Genomic DNA, 19,790 nt, shown 5'->3' with positions numbered 1-19,790 from the left:
CTGGGGGCGCTGACGCTGAACTACTTCGGCATCATCAGCTTCACCCTGCCGCAGGCGGCGGCCATCGGCATCATCGGCGGCGCGGACGGCCCGACGGCGATTTATCTGTCGGGCAAGCTGGCGCCGGAATTACTCGGGGCCATCGCGGTGGCGGCGTACTCGTATATGGCGCTGGTGCCGTTAATCCAGCCGCCGATTATGAAGGCGCTGACCAGCGAGAAGGAGCGGAAAATCCGCATGGTGCAGCTGCGCACGGTGAGTAAGCGGGAAAAAATCCTCTTTCCGGCGGTGCTGCTGCTGCTGGTGGCGCTGCTGCTGCCGGACGCGGCGCCGCTGCTGGGGATGTTCTGCTTCGGCAACCTGATGCGCGAGAGCGGGGTGGTGGAGCGCCTGAGCGACACGGTGCAGAACGGGCTGATAAATATCGTGACCATTTTCCTCGGGCTGTCGGTGGGGGCCAAGCTGGTGGCGGACAAGTTCCTGCAGCCGCAGACGCTGGGAATACTGGTGCTGGGGGTGATTGCGTTCTGCGTGGGGACGGCGGCGGGAGTGCTGATGGCGAAGCTGCTGAACCTGTGCAGCCGGAACAAAATCAACCCGCTGATTGGCTCGGCCGGGGTGTCGGCGGTGCCGATGGCGGCCAGGGTGTCAAACAAGGTGGGTCTGGAGTCGGACGCGCAGAACTTTCTGCTGATGCACGCGATGGGTCCGAACGTGGCGGGGGTGATTGGCTCGGCGATTGCCGCCGGGGTGATGCTCAAGTACGTGCTGGCGATGTAAATCGTTACCTTTCCCGGAGGCGGCACGCTGTGCCTGTCCGGGCTACCGGATCGCAGACGGCTGTAAACCCGTAGCCCGGGTAAGGCGTCAGCCGCGACCCGGGGATTATCCCGAAGGCGGCGCTTAACGCGCCTTGTCCGGGCTACCAGACTGCACGGACCCGTAGACCGGTCAGCGCAGCGCCACCGGGAGATTTCCTATAAGGAGGCTTTGATGAATGAAACCATAACATTACGCCCCGAAAGCAGGGCATCGACAAAAGATGTCATTATCGATTACATGCTGGCATCAGTAGATGAAGTTGAACAACTGCAGCCCGCGCTTAACCTGTTAGCGCAACCATCAGTTGCCCGCGGAGGCTATGATTTTTTTGTCCATTGCTATGAGGCGGGTACGCAAAATAAAGCAGCTGAAACAGAACCGGCGCTACCTGATGCGGTATTTCGGGACTCCACGCCGTGGATGCAAAGAAGTGGGCTGCTGTGTGCCGCAGCGGGTCGCCTGAACGCCCTGGGCCAGCCGCTGACGCACAATCGTCTATGCGATCTGGCCGGTCAGTATTGCGCCAGCGTGGCGGATGCTGATGCCGAAACCCGCAGCGGTTTTTATACCGTACGCAGCATATCGCTGCCGGTTTACCGGCGGCTGCTGCGGGATAAGCATCCTTCTGGTATCTGTCTGCAGCAGGCGCTGCTGCACCTGCTGGCCTGGAAGAGCGATTCCCCCTGGGCCCGGCAGCAGGCTCAACGGTTGCTCTGGCAGGGCGGCGTTCTGGGGGATAAAGGCGAGTTTGCGCTCATGACGCTGGATGACGAGCTGCGGGAGCGCCAGTTTGCGTGGCCTGACCTGCAGTCGCTGCTGGCCATAACCGGGTTTCTGGCGACATTCCCGGCCGGGCCGCTATTTGCTGATTGAAAGGTGCTCCCCCGGCGGGGGAGCCTGTTAATTGGTTGCCGGATATTCCTGTACGGCGATATGCAGCGTGATTTTTTTATCGTCGCGCATAATCACCACCGGAATTTCCGAACCCGGACGAATCTCTGCGACCTGATCCATGGTTTCGAGGGCGGAAACGGCGGGCTTGTCGTTAACGGAAATAATCACGTCGTTGGCGCGGATACCCGCCTGGGCGGCCGGGCCTTCCGGCGCAACATCATTCACCACAATCCCCTGCAGCTGATCGATACCGCCGCCGCCCTGCGCATGCATCGGCGCAATTTCGCGGCCGCTGATCCCTATATAGCCGCGAATCACGCGGCCATCGCGGATCAGCTTATCCATAATCTTGGTTGCCAGCTGGAAGGGGATCGCAAAGCCGATGCCCTCCGGCGTTTCGCCGTCGTTGCTTTTATCAAATGACAGGGTGTTGATACCCATAAGCTCGCCCAGCGAGTTCACCAGCGCGCCGCCTGAGTTACCGTGGTTGATCGACGCGTCGGTCTGCAGGAAGTTCTGGCGCCCGGTGGGGTTCAGGCCGATACGGCCGGTGGCGCTGATAATGCCCTGGGTAATGGTTTGCCCGAGGTTGTACGGGTTGCCAATCGCCAGCACGACGTCACCGATATGCGGCACGCGTTTCGGATTAATCGGAATGACCGGCAGGCCGCCGCTGGCGTTGATTTTTAATACCGCCAGATCGGTGAGGGTATCGGAGCCGACCAGCAGCGCTTCAAAAACCCGGCCATCCTGCAGGGCAACAATAATCTGGTCGGCATCGTTGATAACGTGCTTATTGGTCAGGATATAGCCGCGCTGATCCATGATCACGCCGGAACCGAGCGTTAGCTGGTTATGGCTGGTGCTGTTGAGGGCGCGGTTATAAACGTTCACGACCGCTGGGGCGGCGCGGCGAACGGCGGAATTATAGCTGGCGGGGGATTCATCCGCGCTATCGTACTGCGTGGTCGGCGAAAGCTGCCACTGGCGCAGCGAAGGCATAACGGCCAGCAGCAGGCCGCCGACAATCAAACCGATAAGTATCGAACGTAAAAACTTTCCAGGCATGATGCAGATATCGTTGATGGATAGACAGGCGCAGCATAACACGTCTTGTCCGGACATCGCACTGCACGCGATGCCCGGAAGGCGAGTTAACGCAGCAGCAGATAGATGCTTTCGCTGCCGCGAATGACGTTCAGCGCAATCACCGTCGGTTTGCTTTCGAGCACTTTGCGCAGTTCGGCAATGGAGCGCACGCGCTCGCGGTTGAGGCCAATAATGATATCGTCTTTATGCAGGCCCGCCTGCGCGGCCGGGCTGCCTTTATCGACATTATCAATGACGATGCCTTTGGTTCCGTCTTTCATCTGACCGTCGCTTAACGATGCGCCCTGCAGGGCCGGTGCGATAAGCTCGGCGCTGGCGGAAGAAGAGGTGCTCTTGTCCAGAGTGACTTCCACTTCAACGGGTTTTCCTTCGCGCAAGAGTCCTAGCTTCACTTTGGTGCCCGGCTCGGTCGTGGCGATGCGTGAACGCAGTTCGGCGAAGCTGTTGAGCGGTTTACCGTTGAGGCTGACGATAACGTCACCAGATTTAATTCCCGCTTTGGCCGATCCGGAGTTTGGCAGCACCTCGCTGACGAACGCGCCGCGCTGGACGTCAAGGTTCATCGCTTTGGCGATATCCGCGCTCATTTCCATACCTTTAATACCCAGCAGGCCGCGTTTGATTTCACCAAACTGAATAAGCTGCTGGGAGAGGATTTTCGCCATATTGCTGGGGATCGCGAAGCCAATGCCGACGCTGCCGCCGCCCGGGGCCAGAATAGCGGTATTGATACCAATCAGCTCGCCGTTGAGGTTCAGCAGCGCGCCGCCGGAGTTGCCGCGGTTGATTGAGGCATCAGTCTGGATAAAGTTCTCCAGCCCCTCAAGGTTCAGGCCGCTGCGGCCAAGGGCTGAAATAATCCCTGAAGTGGCGGTCTGGCCCAGGCCAAACGGGTTACCGACGGCGACGGCGAAGTCGCCCACCCGCAGTTTATCGGAGTCGGCGATCGCGATTTGCGTCAGGTTGCTGGGTTTTTGCAGCTGCAGCAGGGCGATATCGCTCTGCTCGTCGCTGCCGACCAGTTTGGCATCGAACTCACGCCCGTCGTTGAGCTGGACGCTGATTTTCTGGGCCTGATTAATGACGTGATTATTGGTCAGCACGTAGCCTTTTGCAGCGTCAATAATGACCCCTGAGCCCAGGCCTTCAAAAGGCTGCGCCTGCTCTTGCGGCGCGTTGTCGCCAAAGTACTTCTTCAGCTCTTCCGGCATATTTTGCGCGGGTGACGCGGTACCCTCAACCTGTACGCTCACCACCGCCGGCAACACTTTCTCCAGCATCGGCGCGAGGCTTGGCAACGCGCCCTGGCCGGGAACCTGTGTCGGTAAAGACGCTGCTGCCGGAGGTAAGGCGGACAACGACAACCCAATGCTTAACGCTAACGCACTCAACAGCAAAGTCGGTTTATTCATTAGTTGCTGGCTCTCGTAACCTAAGGTGTATGGGAAACGTCCCGAATGGCCTGATGTTATTGAATTTTCGACCCGGTAACAACGTGGGCAATCGTTAAATTGTAGCTGGGATGGAAGGTGGAAACGGGCGCAGAGGGTGCGCCCGGAAAATATTTTTACTGTCGTTGCCGGTTTAGTCGCGCTTTACGCCGCCGCGCAGCAGACCGGATGCGCCTTCAGAGTAGTCGCGCGGCATCTGGACCGGGGCCTGATCGTTGCCCGCTTCGGACTCTTCCAGACGATTGCGGAACGGGTTGGCGTCCGCCATGCTGTCCGGCAGCAGGTTGTTGGAGCTTTTCGCCATATGCTGATACAGCTGGCGGTAATCATGCGCCATGTTATCCAGCAGCTCTGCGCTCCGGGCAAAATGGCTCACCAGCTCTTCGCGGTACTCTTCCAGCTCTGCTTTATTCTTTTCCAGTTCGAACTGCAGCGCCTGCTGTTGGCGTAATTTGCGATTGCCAAAACGCATCGCGACGGCGCCGATAATGATGCCGACAACTAGCCCAATTAGCGCGTATTCCCAGGTCATGAACATCTCCCGTTGTTTTGTGGTTCCGTAGGGTGGCTGTGAGGCTCTCCGCCTGCGCCCGATAGTGCCACTATAACCGCTAATTCCACAGAAGTGGAATCCTGGCGTATCATCACGTAGTGTAGAGCGGCCTTTTTTTCGTCAATCGTGAGCTACGGCATTACGGTTTTCAAGGAATAACAATTAGATCATGCAAAGCCTGTCCCCAACATCGCGTTACCTTTCCTCTCTCAAGGAGGGGAGCCATCAACCTGACGACGTCCAGCGAGAAGCGGTCAGCCGCCTCGATACGATTTATCAAGAACTGCAGAATAAACCTTCGGTCGCGCCGCAAACCGGCGGCGGTCTGCGGGCCAAATTTGGCAAACTGCTGGGCAAGCGCGAACCCGTTGCCGAAACGGCTGCCGTTCGCGGCCTCTATATGTGGGGCGGCGTCGGCAGAGGAAAAACCTGGTTGATGGATCTGTTCTATCAAAGTTTGCCGGGAGAACGTAAACAACGTCTGCACTTTCATCGCTTTATGCTGCGGGTTCATGAAGAGTTAACGTCGCTGCAGGGGCACAGCGATCCGCTGGAAATCGTCGCGGATCGCTTTAAAGCTGAAACCGATGTGCTCTGCTTCGATGAGTTTTTCGTTTCTGATATTACCGATGCAATGCTGCTGGGCGGCCTGATGAAAGCGCTGTTTGCCCGCGGCATAACCCTGGTGGCGACGTCGAATATTCCGCCTGACGAGCTGTACCGCAACGGCCTTCAGCGCGCTCGTTTCCTGCCCGCCATCGACGCCATTAAACAGCATTGCGATGTGATGAATGTCGACGCCGGTATTGATTACCGCCTGCGCACGCTAACCCAGGCGCATTTGTGGCTGTCGCCGCTGAACGCTGAGACGCAGCAGCAGATGGATAAACTGTGGCTGGCGCTGGCGGGGGCGAAGCGCGAGCAGATGCCAACGCTGGAGATCAACCATCGCCCGCTGCCGACGCTGGGCGTTGAGAACCAGACGCTGGCGGCTTCCTTCTCCACGCTGTGCGTGGATGCGCGTAGCCAGCACGACTATATTGCGCTCTCGCGTCTGTTTCATACCGTGATGCTCTTTGATGTGCCGGTGATGACCGGGCTGATGGAGAGCGAGGCGCGGCGCTTTATCGCCCTGGTCGATGAGTTCTATGAGCGCCACGTCAAGCTGGTGGTCAGCGCGGCGGTACCGCTGTATGAGATCTATCAGGGCGAGAGATTAAAATTCGAGTTCCAGCGCTGTTTATCGCGCCTGCAGGAGATGCAGAGCGAGGAGTATCTGAAGCGGGAACACCTGGCGGGGTAAAACCGGGGACAAATCACATAAAGGGGTCGATCTTTGACCCCGACTTCTCTATAATCTTGCGACCCCACGTTACGAGAAGGTTTTTTTCCCAAAACTTTCTATGTGCCGGCATAGGCTATTCGAAGGGGTAGGTTTGCTGGACAATGTCGTGTGAACCTCAACTGACTAAACGTTTGGGTGTTCACCAACGTGTAACTTATTTATTTGGGTAAGCTTTTAATGAAAACTTTTACAGCTAAACCAGAAACCGTAAAACGCGACTGGTATGTTGTTGACGCGACCGGTAAAACTCTGGGCCGTCTGGCTTCCGAACTGGCTCTGCGCCTGCGCGGCAAGCATAAAGCGGAATACACTCCGCACGTTGATACCGGTGATTACATCATCGTTCTGAACGCAGAAAAAGTTGCTGTAACCGGCAACAAGCGCGAAGACAAAATGTACTACCACCACACCGGCCACATCGGTGGTATCAAAGAAGCGACCTTTGAAGAGATGATTGCCCGCCGTCCTGAGCGTGTGATTGAAATCGCGGTTAAAGGCATGCTGCCAAAAGGCCCGCTGGGTCGTGCTATGTACCGTAAGCTGAAAGTTTACGCGGGTAACGAGCACAACCACGCGGCACAGCAACCGCAAGTTCTTGACATCTAATCGGGATTATAGGCAATGGCTGAAAATCAATACTACGGCACCGGTCGCCGCAAAAGTTCCGCAGCTCGCGTTTTCATCAAACCGGGCAACGGTAAAATCGTTATCAACCAGCGTTCTCTGGAACAGTACTTCGGTCGTGAAACTGCCCGCATGGTAGTTCGTCAGCCGCTGGAACTGGTCGACATGGTTGAGAAATTAGATCTGTACATCACCGTTAAAGGTGGTGGTATCTCTGGTCAGGCTGGTGCGATCCGTCACGGTATCACCCGCGCTCTGATGGAGTACGATGAGTCCCTGCGTGGCGAACTGCGTAAAGCTGGCTTCGTTACTCGTGATGCTCGTCAGGTTGAACGTAAGAAAGTCGGCCTGCGTAAAGCACGTCGTCGTCCGCAGTTCTCCAAACGTTAATTGTTTTCTGCTCACGCAGAACAATTTGCGAAAAAACCCGCTTCGGCGGGTTTTTTTATGGATAAATTTGCCATTTTCCCTCTACAAACGCCCCATTATTACCACTTTTTCAGCATTTCCAGAATCCCCTCACCACAACGTCTTCAAAATCTGGTAAACTATCATCCAATTTTCTGCCCAAATGCAGGTGATTGTTCATTTTTTGTTTGGATGACGAACGAAATGAAGTCACGCAAATGGGGTTTTTACATCTGGCTGGCCATGTGTGGTCGGCAGCAGTACAAAAATTCTGAATATACCTGGAGGTTTTCATGGCTGTCGCTGCCAACAAACGTTCGGTAATGACGCTGTTTTCTGGTCCTACTGACATCTATAGCCATCAGGTCCGCATCGTGCTGGCCGAAAAAGGTGTTAGTTTTGAGATAGAGCACGTGGAGAAGGACAACCCGCCTCAGGATCTGATTGACCTCAACCCGAATCAAAGCGTACCGACGCTTGTGGATCGTGAGCTCACTCTGTGGGAATCTCGCATCATTATGGAATACCTGGATGAGCGTTTCCCACATCCGCCGCTAATGCCGGTTTACCCGGTGGCGCGTGGGGAAAGCCGTCTGTACATGCACCGTATCGAAAAGGACTGGTATTCGTTGATGAATACCATTCAGACCGGTACCGCTGCGCAGGCTGATACTGCGCGTAAGCAGCTGCGTGAAGAACTGCAGGCGATTGCGCCAGTATTCACCCAGAAGCCCTACTTCCTGAGCGATGAGTTCAGCCTGGTAGACTGCTATCTGGCACCGCTGCTGTGGCGTCTGCCGGTTCTCGGCGTAGAGCTGGTCGGTGCTGGCGCGAAAGAGCTTAAAGGCTATATGACTCGCGTGTTTGAGCGCGACTCTTTCCTCGCTTCTTTAACTGAAGCCGAACGTGAAATGCGTCTCGGTCGGGGCTAAATGATGGATGTATCACAGCTGACGCCGCGTCGCCCGTACCTGTTACGAGCGTTCTATGAGTGGCTGCTGGATAACCAGCTGACTCCGCATCTGGTCGTTGACGTCACTCTGCCGGGCGTAATGGTCCCGATGGAGTACGCTCGCGATGGGCAAATTGTGCTCAATATTGCCCCACGTGCTGTCGGTAACCTCGAACTGGCCAACGACGAAGTGCGTTTTAACGCGCGCTTTGGCGGCGTGCCGCGCAATGTCTCCGTGCCGATGGCGGCCGTGCTGGCGGTTTACGCGCGCGAGAATGGTGCGGGAACCATGTTCGAACCAGAAGCGGCTTATGATGAAGATGTCACTAGCCTGAACGATGACGAAGAGCTGCCTGACAGCGAAACGGTCATGTCGGTGATCGATGGCGATAAGCCGGATAATCACGACGACGATCCCGACGATACGCCGCCTCCTCGCGGCGGCCGTCCGGCGCTGCGCGTCGTTAAATAATGTTTATCAGGCCCTTCGGGGCCTGGTTTACTTTCTGCCATTCACTGTGAATGCCGTAAAGCATCCCCGCTTTAATTCTCTATTTCATACTCTCCGATGCGGGGACGTGGCGTTGGTTTCAAACTCCGCTATAAACCTCATATTTCTACTACCCTCTGTGTAGGGCTCTTGGGTTGATTGTATTCCCCTTTCCACCCTCTTTTAACTGTATATCCGCTATCTGGTACGTCTTTAGTTAAGCTATTAAGCTGGGTTGCCGATGAGCGAAAGAGCTTGCTGAGTCTGTAATAAATCAGGGGGGCTGAAATTAAAATATAGCGCGGGAAATTTATGTGAATTTATTGAATTCATATAATTAATATTTTAGTGTTTGATATTAACTTATTTTCCTTGTAAATGACTGTTTAGAATAATGGTGTTTTATTGCCGCTCTGATGATAAAATATATCAATGTTATTTTTATCGGTTATGGTGGTTTTATAATTAAAGTCAATTAATATCCATGTTAAGGCGCAAAATCGTTGGGTTTTTGCTACGATTCATTCTTTTTGTTTTTGTTTTCGTGAATTCCAGAAAGGTATTTATATGGTTTAATTATTGATTAAGTTTCTCTACATTTAAAGTTAATTTTTCTAAGTGTATTTTATTGTACCCTTTAACGTATTATGCGTTTCGTATTTAAGACGCGCTCTTTCTTTTAAAATGCGTTTATTAGATATGTAAATATATTATACGTTAAGGATTGACTCATGAAAAAAACACTTCTGGCTGCCATTCTGGCAATGAGCGCGACTTCGGCTATTGCTGCTAATCCCACTGCTGTATTAAAAGTAAAGGGTACTTTAACAAACGCAGCATGCACACCCACTCTGGATAATGGCGGCGTGGTAGACTATGGTACGATTAACCTCGGTGAATTATCTTCCACAGCGGTTAATCAGCTGGGACAGAAAAATATCAACCTGACCATTAACTGTACTGCCGCAACCAAATTATCCTGGAATTTGATTGATGAGCGTAGCAGTTCTAATGCTAAATTAACCGTTGAAAATGCCACCGCTCTTGGTAACTCCGTTGATGACGATCGCGTGACTTACGGCGTGGGCAAAGCAGGTAACGTCAATATTGGTTCCTATGGCATGTTCGTAAAAGTGGATGGCGTAACCGCTGACGGCGAAGGTGTGACCACTATTAGCGCTGATTATTATGACTCAGGTGTTAAGTGGGTCAAGGGCTCCAGCGGTATCACCGCAGGCTCTTTCCGCGACTTTTCTGTTGCGGCCTTCGGTTCTGAAACACCGATTGCATTCAAAACCGCGACTTTCCCACTGGTAACGTCTCTGGCTATTCAAAACACCAGCACGCTGGCTATTACTGATGACACTGCGCTGGATGGTGAGCTAACTATCAACCTGCGCTATCTGTAATTGTTGATACTATAGGCTATTAATAAAATGGGAGCGACTATTTTGGGCTGCTCCCATTTTTATTGTCGTGGTTAACACGGGTGTGCATTATCCAGGGGGGTTGTTTTGCGTTTTTTTAATTATTCATCTGCCAAAATTATTATTTTTTCTATTTTCTCTTTTGTCTCACTCTCTGTTTTTTCTGAAGGGATGGTGCCGGAAACAAGTTTATTAGTCATTGATGAGGCGACTCACAGTGGCACAATGAACGTGAAAAATACGGATGCGCACCCCGCATTATTGTATACAACGATTGTTGATTTGCCGGATGAAAGTAAGGATTTAAAGCTGATACCTACGCAACCCGTGGTTCGCGTAGAACCCGGGCAAACGCAGCAAATCCGTTTTATTCTGCAGAATAATAAACCATTGGACGTCGAGCATTTTAAACGCGTGACGTTTGAAGGCATTCCGCCAAAAAGTGAAAATAAAAGAATTAAAATCGGCTTCAATATTCGTCAGGATTTACCCGTGCTGATTCGCCCCGCGGGCCTTCCCGTTGTGACTGATGCGTGGAAGTATCTGCAGTGGTCAGGCTCAGGAAATACTGCAAAAGTCGTCAATCCTGATAAGTATGTCGTTCGTCTGGCTCCTGAGATAGTTTTTCTTCCCTCTGGTACGAAGGGGCATATCAGTAAAAGTTACATCTTGCCGGGAGAAACGTTAAATATCACCGTTTCAAAAAATATTAATGGTGATAATAAAGTTCAATTCTATCCTGCTAGCCGCTATGGAGTTGAAGTACCTGGTTTTATTTCGGACCTGAATGCAAAATAAGAAGCGTCTATGTTAAAAAAACGCCGTCTTACTTCTCGCTCCTGTGCATCATTGTGTGGAATCTTGCCGCTGGCTGCGCTCTGTTCCGTTGATGTGCAAGCCAAAGAGATAACGTTTGATACCGAGATGATTCAGTCACGCGGATTGAATGTCAATCTCAACCGTTATTTTGCGCGTGCTCCGCGTTTTCTCCCCGGTACGCATTCCGTGCAGGTGAAGATTAACGGTAAGGATAAAGGAACCGTCGCGGCGCGTTTTGGCGAGGATGGTACGCTGTGCGTTGATCGTGATTTTATTGAGTTTTCCGGGTTAATGCCGGTCCCTCTGAAAAAGAATGAAGAGTGCCATGACATCGTCAATGACTACGCGCAGGCGGTAGTGAAAGCCCTGCCAGGCCAGGAAATGGTCGAACTGTATCTCCCGCCGGAGGCGCTGAACGGGATGAATGGTGATATCAAAAACTTTCAGCACGGCGGAATAGCTGGATTGCTCAACTATGATTTGTTCAGTACCCGCAGCGAATATGGCGGCAGCGATACCAATCTCTATTCTCAAGCCAGTCTGGAAGGTGGCATTAACATCAGCGACTGGTCGTTGCGTAGCCGCTATATCCTTACCGATGATAACGGCGATAAGAATGTTGAAAGTGTTTACACCTTTGCCGAGCACGTTTTTGATGCCTTGAAGATGACTGCGCAGGTCGGGGAGATCAATGCCAGCTCATATGTCCTGAGCGGAGCCCCGATCGCTGGCGTACAGCTAATGCCTACCCGTGCTTTGCAGGGCAGCGGAAGCGGCGTCAGCGTTTCAGGAATGGCGCGTAATGCTCAGGCCCGCGTGGAGGTGCGTCAGAGCGGACGACTTATCTACAGCACGCTGGTTCCGGCCGGACCGTTCACGCTTGATGATGTACCAATAGTGAGCAGTAATGTGGAACTGGAGGTGACGGTTATTGAATCCGATGGTTCAAGCAATCGCTTTATTGTTCCAGCCGCATCCGTCATGGCGCGAAAGCTTTCCCGACCGCAGGGCCTGGCCGCCTCTTTTGGTCAGATACGCGATATTAAAGGGGATTATGAAAATCCCTGGGTGCTTAACCTCTCTGACGGTTGGCGCATATTGCCTCGGCTGAATCTGCTGGCTTCTGGTGCGGCGGCGAAAAACTACCTTGGCGGCGGCGTCCATACTGAATATCTGTTGACCGATAACTGGAGTGCCTCTACCAGCGTGGCTGTAAGCCAGGAAAAATTCGGCGAGAAAAACAGCGGTGTGAAAACTGAGCTACAGAGTTCACTTAAGCTGGCTGAATCTTTAAGTGCGTCAGCGAGCGCGGCACATTTTACCCCCGGCTATCGTGAACTGACGGACGCGCTGAACGATGATTTTCAACCCTATAGCAATACGTATTCCACCAGTTTGGCCTGGTTTACGCCGCCTGGGGGGACATTTAGCGCTGGTTTTAACTACAGCCAAAGCAGAGGGGAGGGTAATGATTCCCGCTATCTGTTGCTTTCGTGGGGCAGGAACTTCGATCGAGCCACCGTTTCTGTCAACTGGCAGAGATCGATGGGGAACAAAGAGGGTAGCCAGGATGATGACATGCTCTACGTTAACCTGAGCATTCCGTTTGGCGGTTCGCAGCGCGTCAGTAGCTATATGCGTAAACAGGGCAACCGTAACAGCTACGGCGTACAGAACTCTGGCGCACTGTCACAGGATTCTTACTACTATATCTCCGTCGATCGGGACAGGGGAGAGAGTGAGAATAGCGTTAACGGTAACCTGAGCACTAACTTACATTACACTCGATTAGGCATTGGCGGCGGGCGCTCGGGTTCCCGCCACCGTAATTATAATGCCACGCTCTCAGGCGGGGTTGCGGCGCATAAAAGCGGCGTCACCTTCACGCCTTATACCATTCGGAATACGTTTGCCATTGCAAAACTGAGTGAATCGAAAGCTGGCGTTGAAATCAGTACTCCGCAGGGGACGGTCTGGACCGATTATTGGGGGCAGGCTGTTATCCCTGGGCTGAATGAGTGGCGTAATTCGCGCATTGAAATTGACGCGAATAAGCTGCCTGCGAGTATGACGCTGGCAAATGGAACAAAGTATGTGGCAGCTGCGCATGCTTCGGTGAGCGAAGTCGGTTTTAAAGTCCTGAATAACCGTCGGGTGATGATCCGCGTTAAGCGTGCGGATAACAGGGCGCTGGATAAGGGATTATCCATCGTTGATGAGAAAGGCAATTATATTGTCACCAGCGTGGATGACGGGCATGTTTTCCTTAATGAGGCTGAGCAGGTTTCGGCGCTGTATGCCATGGACGACGATAATAACCGACTGTGCAAAATTGATTACATCTTAAGCAACAAGAAGGATGAAGACGCATTTTACGAAGAGGTGGACGGCGTATGTCGATGAATCAGTGGGTAGGGATGCTGTTATCTGCGGGAATGTTGCTGTCAGGCGCCGTTCGTGCCGAAGAGTGCCAGATTACGCTCTCCCGGACAAAAATTGATTATAACCACATACGCCGTGATGACATTGTTTCCACTACCCAGAATTGGCACAAACTGTCTGAGTGGGAAGTGAATGTGAATGTTTCCTGTTCTGAAATGCATCAGATGGCGGTGCTGGTTCAGGGTTCTGCTGGCGAGAAAGGTCGCTTTTTGTTTGGCGCTCGCGGTGGGGTTGGGATTAAGGTTGAAAATATTACCGTTGATGGCAAGTCCTACAGCGCGGGAAAAACAGCGGACCAGCTGAACTTTACGCCGGAGAGCGGGACAACATCTCCTCTGTATGTGCGAAACAATGAGGCGGTGATCGCCGTAGAAAATAATGTCGTGCCGCTAGGGAAGCAGATGAGTTTTCGCGTGATGCTGTTCCCCGTGCTCAACGAGAGTATGTTCAGTGGAAATACCGATAACACAACAATTGAAGCGGATATCGCCTGGCGACTGCTCATCAAATAGCACTTAGCTAAACGCCGGACGATTTTCTCATCCGGCGTTTTGTTTTTTACACTTCCAGGTAGTTCAGGATGCCGTCAGCCGCCTTACGGCCTTCGGCAATCGCGGTGACCACCAGGTCAGAGCCGCGAACGATATCGCCACCGGCGAAGATTTTCGGGTTGCTGGTCTGGAAGGCGTTGTCGCTACCTTCCGGCGCAATCACGCGGCCCTGAGAATCGAGCTCGACGCTGTGCTTCGCCAGCCATTCCATGCTGTGTGGACGGAAACCAAATGCCATCACCACGGCATCGGCGGGCACCACATGCTCAGAACCGGCCACGATTTCCGCGCGGCGGCGGCCTTTTGCATCCGGCTGGCCCATCTCCGTACGCGCCATCTTCACGCCGCAGACTTTACCGTTGGCATTCACTTCAATGCCCAGCGGTTGAACGTTGAACTGGAATTCCACGCCTTCTTCACGCGCGTTTTTCACTTCGCGCTTCGATCCCGGCATGTTCTCCTCATCACGGCGATAGGCACAGATGACGTGGGTGGCGTTCTGGCGGATCGAGGTACGCACGCAGTCCATTGCGGTGTCGCCACCGCCGAGAACCACGACGCGCTTGCCTTCCATGCTAACGTACGGTTCATCCGCCGTTTCACCAAAGCCCATGATCTGTTTGGTATTGGCGATGAGGAACGGCAGCGCATCAAAGACCCCGCTGGCGTCTTCGTTTTCCAGCCCGCCGCGCATAGACTGATAGGTTCCGACGCCGAGGAACACCGCATCGTAATCTTTCAGCAGATCGTCGAGCTGTACATCGCGGCCCACTTCGATATTCAGTTTGAACTCGATGCCCATACCGGTAAAGATCTCGCGACGACGGGTCATCACCTCTTTCTCCAGCTTAAAGGCCGGAATACCAAAGGTCAGCAGGCCGCCGATCTCCGGATGGCGATCGAAGACCACCGCCTTCACGCCGTTACGGGTCAATACGTCGGCGCACGCCAGGCCCGCCGGGCCCGCGCCGATGATGGCGACGGTTTTACCGGTTTGTTTTACGCCGCTAAGGTCAGGACGCCAGCCCATTTCGAACGCTTTATCGTTGATATAGCGCTCAATGTTACCGATGGTTACCGCGCCGAACTCATCGTTCAGCGTGCAGGAACCTTCGCACAGGCGGTCCTGCGGGCAAACGCGCCCGCACACTTCCGGTAGGGTATTGGTCTGATGCGACAGCTCCGCCGCTTCAAAAATACGCCCTTCGTTGGCCAGCTTCAGCCAGTTCGGGATGTAGTTATGAACCGGGCACTTCCATTCGCAGTACGGGTTGCCGCAGGACAGACAGCGGTCTGCCTGCGCTTTAGCCTGGCCTTCTGAAAACGGCTCGTAAATTTCCACAAATTCAATTTTACGGATCTTCAGCGCTTTCTTTGGCGGATCAACTCGCTGTAAGTCGATAAATTGATAGACATTCTGACTCATCTTAACCCCTTACTGCGCCTGCACCCGCAGCTCAGCTGCGGAACGACTACGGTGACCCAACAGTGCTTTAACATCGCTGGACTTCGGTTTAACCAGCGCAAACTTCGCTGAGAAGGCCGGCCAGTTGGCCAGAATCTCTTCACCGCGCTGCGAACCGGTAAGCTGCACGTGCTCGGTAATTAAACCGCGCAGGTGCTCTTCATGGATGGCCAGAGAGTCAACGTCCAGCACTTCTACCAGTTCAGGGTTCACGCGTTTGCGGAAGTCGCCGTCTTCATCCAGAACGTAACCAAAGCCGCCGGTCATGCCTGCGCCAAAGTTGACGCCGGTTTTGCCCAGCACGCAGACGATACCGCCGGTCATGTATTCACAGCCATTGTCGCCAATGCCTTCGACGACGGTGATCGCACCGGAGTTACGTACCGCGAAACGCTCGCCTGCACGACCCGCAGCATACAGACGACCGCCGGTCGCACCGTAAAGACAGGTGTTGCCGATGATGCTGGCCTCATGGCTACGGAAGGCCGAGCCTACCGGAGGACGAATGGCGAGCAGGCCGCCGGCCATCCCTTTACCCACATAGTCGTTCGCGTCGCCGGTCAGATGCAGCTCAACGCCGCCGGCATTCCACACGCCGAAGCTCTGACCCGCGGTACCGCTAAAGTGGGCGATAATCGGATCGGCTGCCAGGCCCTGGTCACCGTGGGTCTGGGCGATATAGCCGGACAGCGATGCGCCAACGGAGCGGTCGGTGTTGCGGATATCGAACCAGAAAGTTTTGCTCTGCTTGCTGTCAACGTACGGTTTTGCCTGCTGCAGCAGCTGAGCATTGAGTACGCCATTGTCGAACGGCGGATTGTTCTCTGTGCAGTACAGCGCTTTGCCTGGATGCGGCTCCGCGGTTTCCAGCAGCTTGCTCAGATCCAGCTTCTGCTGTTTGGCGGTAAAACCGTCCAGCTCTTTCAGCAGGTCGGTACGGCCAATCAGATCCACCAGACGCTTCACGCCCAGCTGCGCCATCAGCTCGCGCGTTTCGCGGGCGATGAATTCAAAGTAGTTGGTGACCTTAAACGGCAGACCGTGATAGTGGTTCTTACGCAGTTTGTCATCCTGAGTCGCTACGCCGGTTGCGCAGTTGTTCAGGTGGCAAATACGCAGATATTTACAGCCCAGCGCGACCATCGGGCCGGTACCGAAGCCGAAGCTCTCAGCTCCGAGGATGGCCGCTTTGATGATATCAAGGCCGGTTTTCAGACCGCCGTCCACCTGCAGACGAATTTTGTGGCGCAGCCCGTTGGCAACCAGCGCCTGCTGGGTTTCCACCAGTCCCAGTTCCCACGGACAACCCGCATACTTCACAGAAGAGAGCGGGCTGGCGCCGGTGCCGCCGTCGTAGCCGGCAATGGTGATTAAATCCGCATAGGCTTTGGCTACGCCGGTGGCGATAGTCCCGACGCCCGGTTCAGAAACCAGCTTCACGGAGATCATCGCTTTCGGGTTAACCTGCTTCAGGTCGAAAATCAGCTGAGCCAGATCCTCGATAGAGTAAATATCGTGGTGCGGCGGCGGGGAGATCAGCGTTACGCCGGGTACGGAATAGCGCAGCTTGGCGATATAGGGGGTGACTTTATCACCCGGCAGCTGGCCGCCTTCGCCGGGCTTCGCGCCCTGAGCGACTTTAATCTGAATAACGTCGGCGTTAACCAGGTAAGCAGGGGTCACGCCGAAGCGGCCGGAGGCGACCTGCTTGATGCGCGAGACTTTATTGGTGCCGTAGCGCGCCGGGTCTTCGCCGCCTTCGCCGGAGTTGGAGTTACCGCCGATGCTGTTCATGGCTTCCGCCAGCGCTTCGTGCGCTTCCGGGCTCAGCGCGCCGATAGACATCGCCGCGGTATCGAAGCGTTTAAACAGTTCGCTGGCCGGCTCAACGTCGTCCAGGTTCACCGTGGTTCCGTCCGGCGTTACGCACAGCAGATCGCGCAGCGTTGCCGCCGGGCGCTCGTTAACCAGCTTCGCGTACTGCTGGTAATCGCTGTATTCGCCGCTTTGTACGGCTTGTTGCAGCGTGCGCACCACGTCAGGGTTATAGGCGTGATATTCGCCGCCGTGGACGTATTTCAGCAGGCCGCCCTGATCCAGCGGTTTACGCGCCAGCCAGGCACGTTTCGACAGGTTCAGCAGATCCTGCTGGAAATCCTCGAAGCCCGCGCCGCCGATACGGCTGACGACGCCCTGGAAGCACAGGTCGGAGACTTCGCGATGCAGACCGACCGCCTCAAACAGCTTCGAGCAGCGATAGGAGGCAATGGTCGAAATCCCCATCTTCGACATGATCTTATACAGACCTTTGTTGATGCCGTTACGATAGTTCAGCATCACCGCGCGGTACGCTTTGTCGATGGCTTTGTTATCCACCAGCTTCGCCAGGGTTTCATAGGCGAGATACGGGTAGATAGCCGTCGCGCCGAAGCCGAGCAGCACGGCAAAGTGGTGCGGATCGCGGGCGCTGGCGGTTTCGACAATAATGTTGGCATCGCAGCGCAGGCTCTTATCGACCAGTCGGGTCTGGATCGCGCCTACCGCCATCGGAGCCGGTACCGGCAGACGGTTTTTGGCGATGTTGCGGTCAGAGAGCACCAGCAGAACGGTACCGCTGCGCACCATTTGTTCGGCTTTATCGCACAGCGCCTTCACGGTTTCAGCCAGCGTGGTTTCGGTGGCATCAAAAGTGATATCCAGGACGTCGGCGCGATAGTGCTCCTCTTCCATGGTGGTCAGCTGTTTAAAATCGGAGTACAGCAGAATCGGCGACTTGAAGCTCAGGCGGTGCGCCTGGCCTTCCGCTTCGCAGAAGACGTTCATTTCACGGCCGATGCTGGTGGCCAGCGACATGACGTGCGCTTCGCGCAGCGGGTCGATCGGCGGGTTGGTCACCTGCGCGAACTGCTGGCGGAAGTAATCGTAAATGATACGCGGCTGGCTGGAGAGCACGGCAAATGGGGTATCGTCGCCCATTGAGCCGACCGCTTCCTGGCCGTTTTCACCCAGTACGCGCAGGACGGAGTCCAGCTCTTCGGCGCTGTAGTTGAACTGTTTCTGGTAGCTGGCGAGGGTATCATCATCCAGCTGGCGGCTACCGACTTCTTCATCCGGCAGCTCTTCGAACGGCACCAGACGACGGACGTTTTTCGCCATCCACTCTTTATACGGGTGACGGCTTTTCAGATCGTTGTCGGTTTCCGCGGAGTGCAGAATACGCCCCTCGCGGGTATCGATAACCATCAGCTCGCCCGGGCCGACGCGGCCTTTTTCAACCACTTCATCCGGCTGGTAATCCCAGATACCGACTTCGGAGGCGCAGGTGATGAGCTTGTCTTTCGTGATCACATAGCGCGCCGGACGCAGGCCGTTACGGTCGAGGTTACAGGCGGCGAAACGACCATCGGACATTACGATGCCCGCCGGGCCGTCCCACGGCTCCATATGCATGGAGTTAAAGTCAAAGAACGAACGCAGCTCAGGATCCATATCCGGGTTGTTCTGCCAGGCTGGCGGAACCAGCAGGCGCATAGCGCGGATAATATCCATCCCGCCCGCCAGCAGCAGCTCCAGCATGTTATCCATTGAGCTTGAGTCAGAGCCGGTTTCATTGACGAACGGCGCGGCGTCGTGGAGATCCGGGATCAGCGGCGTCTGGAACTTATAGGTACGGGCGCGGGCCCACTGGCGGTTGCCGGTGATGGTGTTGATCTCGCCGTTGTGCGCCAGATAGCGGAACGGCTGCGCCAGCGGCCAGCGCGGCACGGTGTTGGTGGAAAAGCGCTGATGGAACAGGCAGATTGCCGACTCCAGGCGCAGGTCCGCGAGGTCCAGGTAGAAGCGCGGCAGATCCGCCGGCATACACAGACCTTTATAAATGTTGACCAGGTTCGACAGGCTGCAAACGTAGAAATCTTTATCTTCCTGCAGACGCTTCTCGATACGGCGACGCGCGATGAATAAACGGCGCTCCATATCGCGCGGACGCCAGCCAGCCGGGGCGTTCACAAAGATTTGTTCAATACGAGGCAGCGAGGAGAGGGCGATTTCACCGAGAACGCCTTCATTGGTCGGCACATCGCGCCAGCCGACGATAGACAGCGTTTCGCGTTGAAGTTCTTCTTCGACGATGCGGCGCGCCGCTTTGGCCAGTTCAGGATCCTTATTAAGGAACAGCATCCCAACGGCATAATTTTTGGCTAAACGCCAGCCGCGCTCTTCCGCAACAATTCGGAAGAAACGATCGGGTTTTTGTAGCAGCAAGCCACAACCGTCGCCGGTTTTTCCATCGGCAAGAATCGCGCCGCGGTGCTGCATTCGGGCCAGTGCGTGTATAGCGGTTCGCACTACCTTGTGGCTAGGTTCGCCTTCTATGTGGGCGATCAGGCCGAAACCACAGTTATCCCTCTCAAGGGATTTATCGTACAACATATCAGT

16 protein-coding genes are annotated in these 19,790 nt (G+C 54.6%); 11 read left to right on the top strand and 5 right to left on the bottom strand.

Going from position 1 to position 19,790, the window contains the following annotated elements:
• Both ACESQ2_RS17245 and ACESQ2_RS17240 read left to right on the top strand, forming a co-directional pair.
• Nucleotides 1-780 (top strand): sodium ion-translocating decarboxylase subunit beta (locus tag ACESQ2_RS17245; protein ID WP_373170974.1); only part of this gene is annotated, 780 nt, incomplete at its 5' end.
• Nucleotides 781-993: 213 nt separating this feature from the next.
• Complete coding sequence (locus ACESQ2_RS17240) at nucleotides 994-1,695, top strand: membrane protein associated with oxaloacetate decarboxylase (protein ID WP_046878326.1); 702 nt, start codon at nucleotides 994-996, stop codon at nucleotides 1,693-1,695.
• Nucleotides 1,696-1,722: 27 nt separating this feature from the next.
• On the opposite strand, the gene degS is transcribed toward ACESQ2_RS17240, so the two are convergent.
• The 3 genes from degS to zapG all read right to left on the bottom strand — a co-directional run bounded on the left by degS (nucleotide 1,723) and on the right by zapG (nucleotide 4,809).
• Nucleotides 1,723-2,784 (bottom strand): outer membrane-stress sensor serine endopeptidase DegS, encoded by a 1,062-nt coding sequence (gene degS / locus ACESQ2_RS17235; protein ID WP_009651894.1) that lies wholly within the window; start codon nucleotides 2,782-2,784, stop codon nucleotides 1,723-1,725.
• Between the two features lie 86 nt (nucleotides 2,785-2,870).
• A complete protein-coding gene (degQ, locus tag ACESQ2_RS17230; protein ID WP_014226999.1) occupies nucleotides 2,871-4,238 on the bottom strand; it encodes a serine endoprotease DegQ in 1,368 nt (455 codons plus the stop codon).
• Nucleotides 4,239-4,410: 172 nt separating this feature from the next.
• The gene (zapG, locus tag ACESQ2_RS17225; RefSeq protein ID WP_004854637.1) at nucleotides 4,411-4,809 is read right to left on the bottom strand and encodes a Z-ring associated protein ZapG; all 399 of its coding nucleotides are present in this window, start codon (nucleotides 4,807-4,809) and stop codon (nucleotides 4,411-4,413) included.
• Nucleotides 4,810-4,999: 190 nt separating this feature from the next.
• On the opposite strand from zapG, the gene zapE reads away from it, so the two are divergent.
• The 9 genes from zapE (at nucleotide 5,000) to ACESQ2_RS17180 (ending at nucleotide 13,849) form a co-directional block, all read left to right on the top strand.
• Nucleotides 5,000-6,133, top strand: coding sequence for a cell division protein ZapE (gene zapE, locus ACESQ2_RS17220; RefSeq protein WP_046878325.1), 1,134 nt, complete (start codon nucleotides 5,000-5,002; stop codon nucleotides 6,131-6,133).
• Nucleotides 6,134-6,352: 219 nt separating this feature from the next.
• Nucleotides 6,353-6,781, top strand: coding sequence for a 50S ribosomal protein L13 (rplM, locus tag ACESQ2_RS17215; protein ID WP_004106200.1), 429 nt, complete (start codon nucleotides 6,353-6,355; stop codon nucleotides 6,779-6,781).
• A 15-nt stretch (nucleotides 6,782-6,796) separates the two neighbouring features.
• Entirely contained in the window at nucleotides 6,797-7,189 is a 393-nt protein-coding gene (gene rpsI / locus ACESQ2_RS17210) for a 30S ribosomal protein S9 (RefSeq protein WP_000829815.1), read from the top strand.
• 311 nt (nucleotides 7,190-7,500) lie between these two features.
• Nucleotides 7,501-8,139 (top strand): stringent starvation protein SspA, encoded by a 639-nt coding sequence (gene sspA / locus ACESQ2_RS17205; protein WP_014226997.1) that lies wholly within the window; start codon nucleotides 7,501-7,503, stop codon nucleotides 8,137-8,139.
• 3 nt (nucleotides 8,140-8,142) lie between these two features.
• A complete protein-coding gene (gene sspB, locus ACESQ2_RS17200) occupies nucleotides 8,143-8,631 on the top strand; it encodes a ClpXP protease specificity-enhancing factor (RefSeq protein WP_014226996.1) in 489 nt (162 codons plus the stop codon).
• Nucleotides 8,632-9,380: 749 nt separating this feature from the next.
• Nucleotides 9,381-10,058, top strand: coding sequence for a DUF1120 domain-containing protein (locus ACESQ2_RS17195; protein WP_046878324.1), 678 nt, complete (start codon nucleotides 9,381-9,383; stop codon nucleotides 10,056-10,058).
• A 105-nt stretch (nucleotides 10,059-10,163) separates the two neighbouring features.
• Nucleotides 10,164-10,874, top strand: a complete 711-nt coding sequence (locus ACESQ2_RS17190; protein WP_102075995.1) for a fimbria/pilus chaperone family protein — start codon at nucleotides 10,164-10,166, stop codon at nucleotides 10,872-10,874.
• Nucleotides 10,875-10,883: 9 nt separating this feature from the next.
• The gene (locus tag ACESQ2_RS17185) at nucleotides 10,884-13,298 is read left to right on the top strand and encodes a fimbrial biogenesis usher protein (protein ID WP_046878323.1); all 2,415 of its coding nucleotides are present in this window, start codon (nucleotides 10,884-10,886) and stop codon (nucleotides 13,296-13,298) included.
• Nucleotides 13,289-13,849, top strand: coding sequence for a hypothetical protein (locus ACESQ2_RS17180; RefSeq protein WP_046878322.1), 561 nt, complete (start codon nucleotides 13,289-13,291; stop codon nucleotides 13,847-13,849). Before ACESQ2_RS17185 ends, ACESQ2_RS17180 begins: the two co-directional genes overlap by 10 nt.
• 46 nt (nucleotides 13,850-13,895) lie before the next feature.
• On the opposite strand, the gene gltD is transcribed toward ACESQ2_RS17180, so the two are convergent.
• Both gltD and gltB read right to left on the bottom strand, forming a co-directional pair.
• Nucleotides 13,896-15,314 (bottom strand): glutamate synthase subunit GltD, encoded by a 1,419-nt coding sequence (gltD, locus tag ACESQ2_RS17175; RefSeq protein ID WP_004854608.1) that lies wholly within the window; start codon nucleotides 15,312-15,314, stop codon nucleotides 13,896-13,898.
• Nucleotides 15,315-15,323: 9 nt separating this feature from the next.
• Nucleotides 15,324-19,784, bottom strand: coding sequence for a glutamate synthase large subunit (gene gltB, locus ACESQ2_RS17170; RefSeq protein WP_025108152.1), 4,461 nt, complete (start codon nucleotides 19,782-19,784; stop codon nucleotides 15,324-15,326).
• Between the last annotated feature and the right edge of the window lie 6 nt (nucleotides 19,785-19,790).

Source organism: Klebsiella sp. Q11 (assembly GCF_964241505.1).
GTDB classification, from domain to species: Bacteria; Pseudomonadota; Gammaproteobacteria; order Enterobacterales; family Enterobacteriaceae; genus Klebsiella; species Klebsiella michiganensis.
The sequence above is the reverse complement of the archived record's forward strand: the minus strand, read 5'-3'. Positions and strand labels throughout refer to the sequence as shown.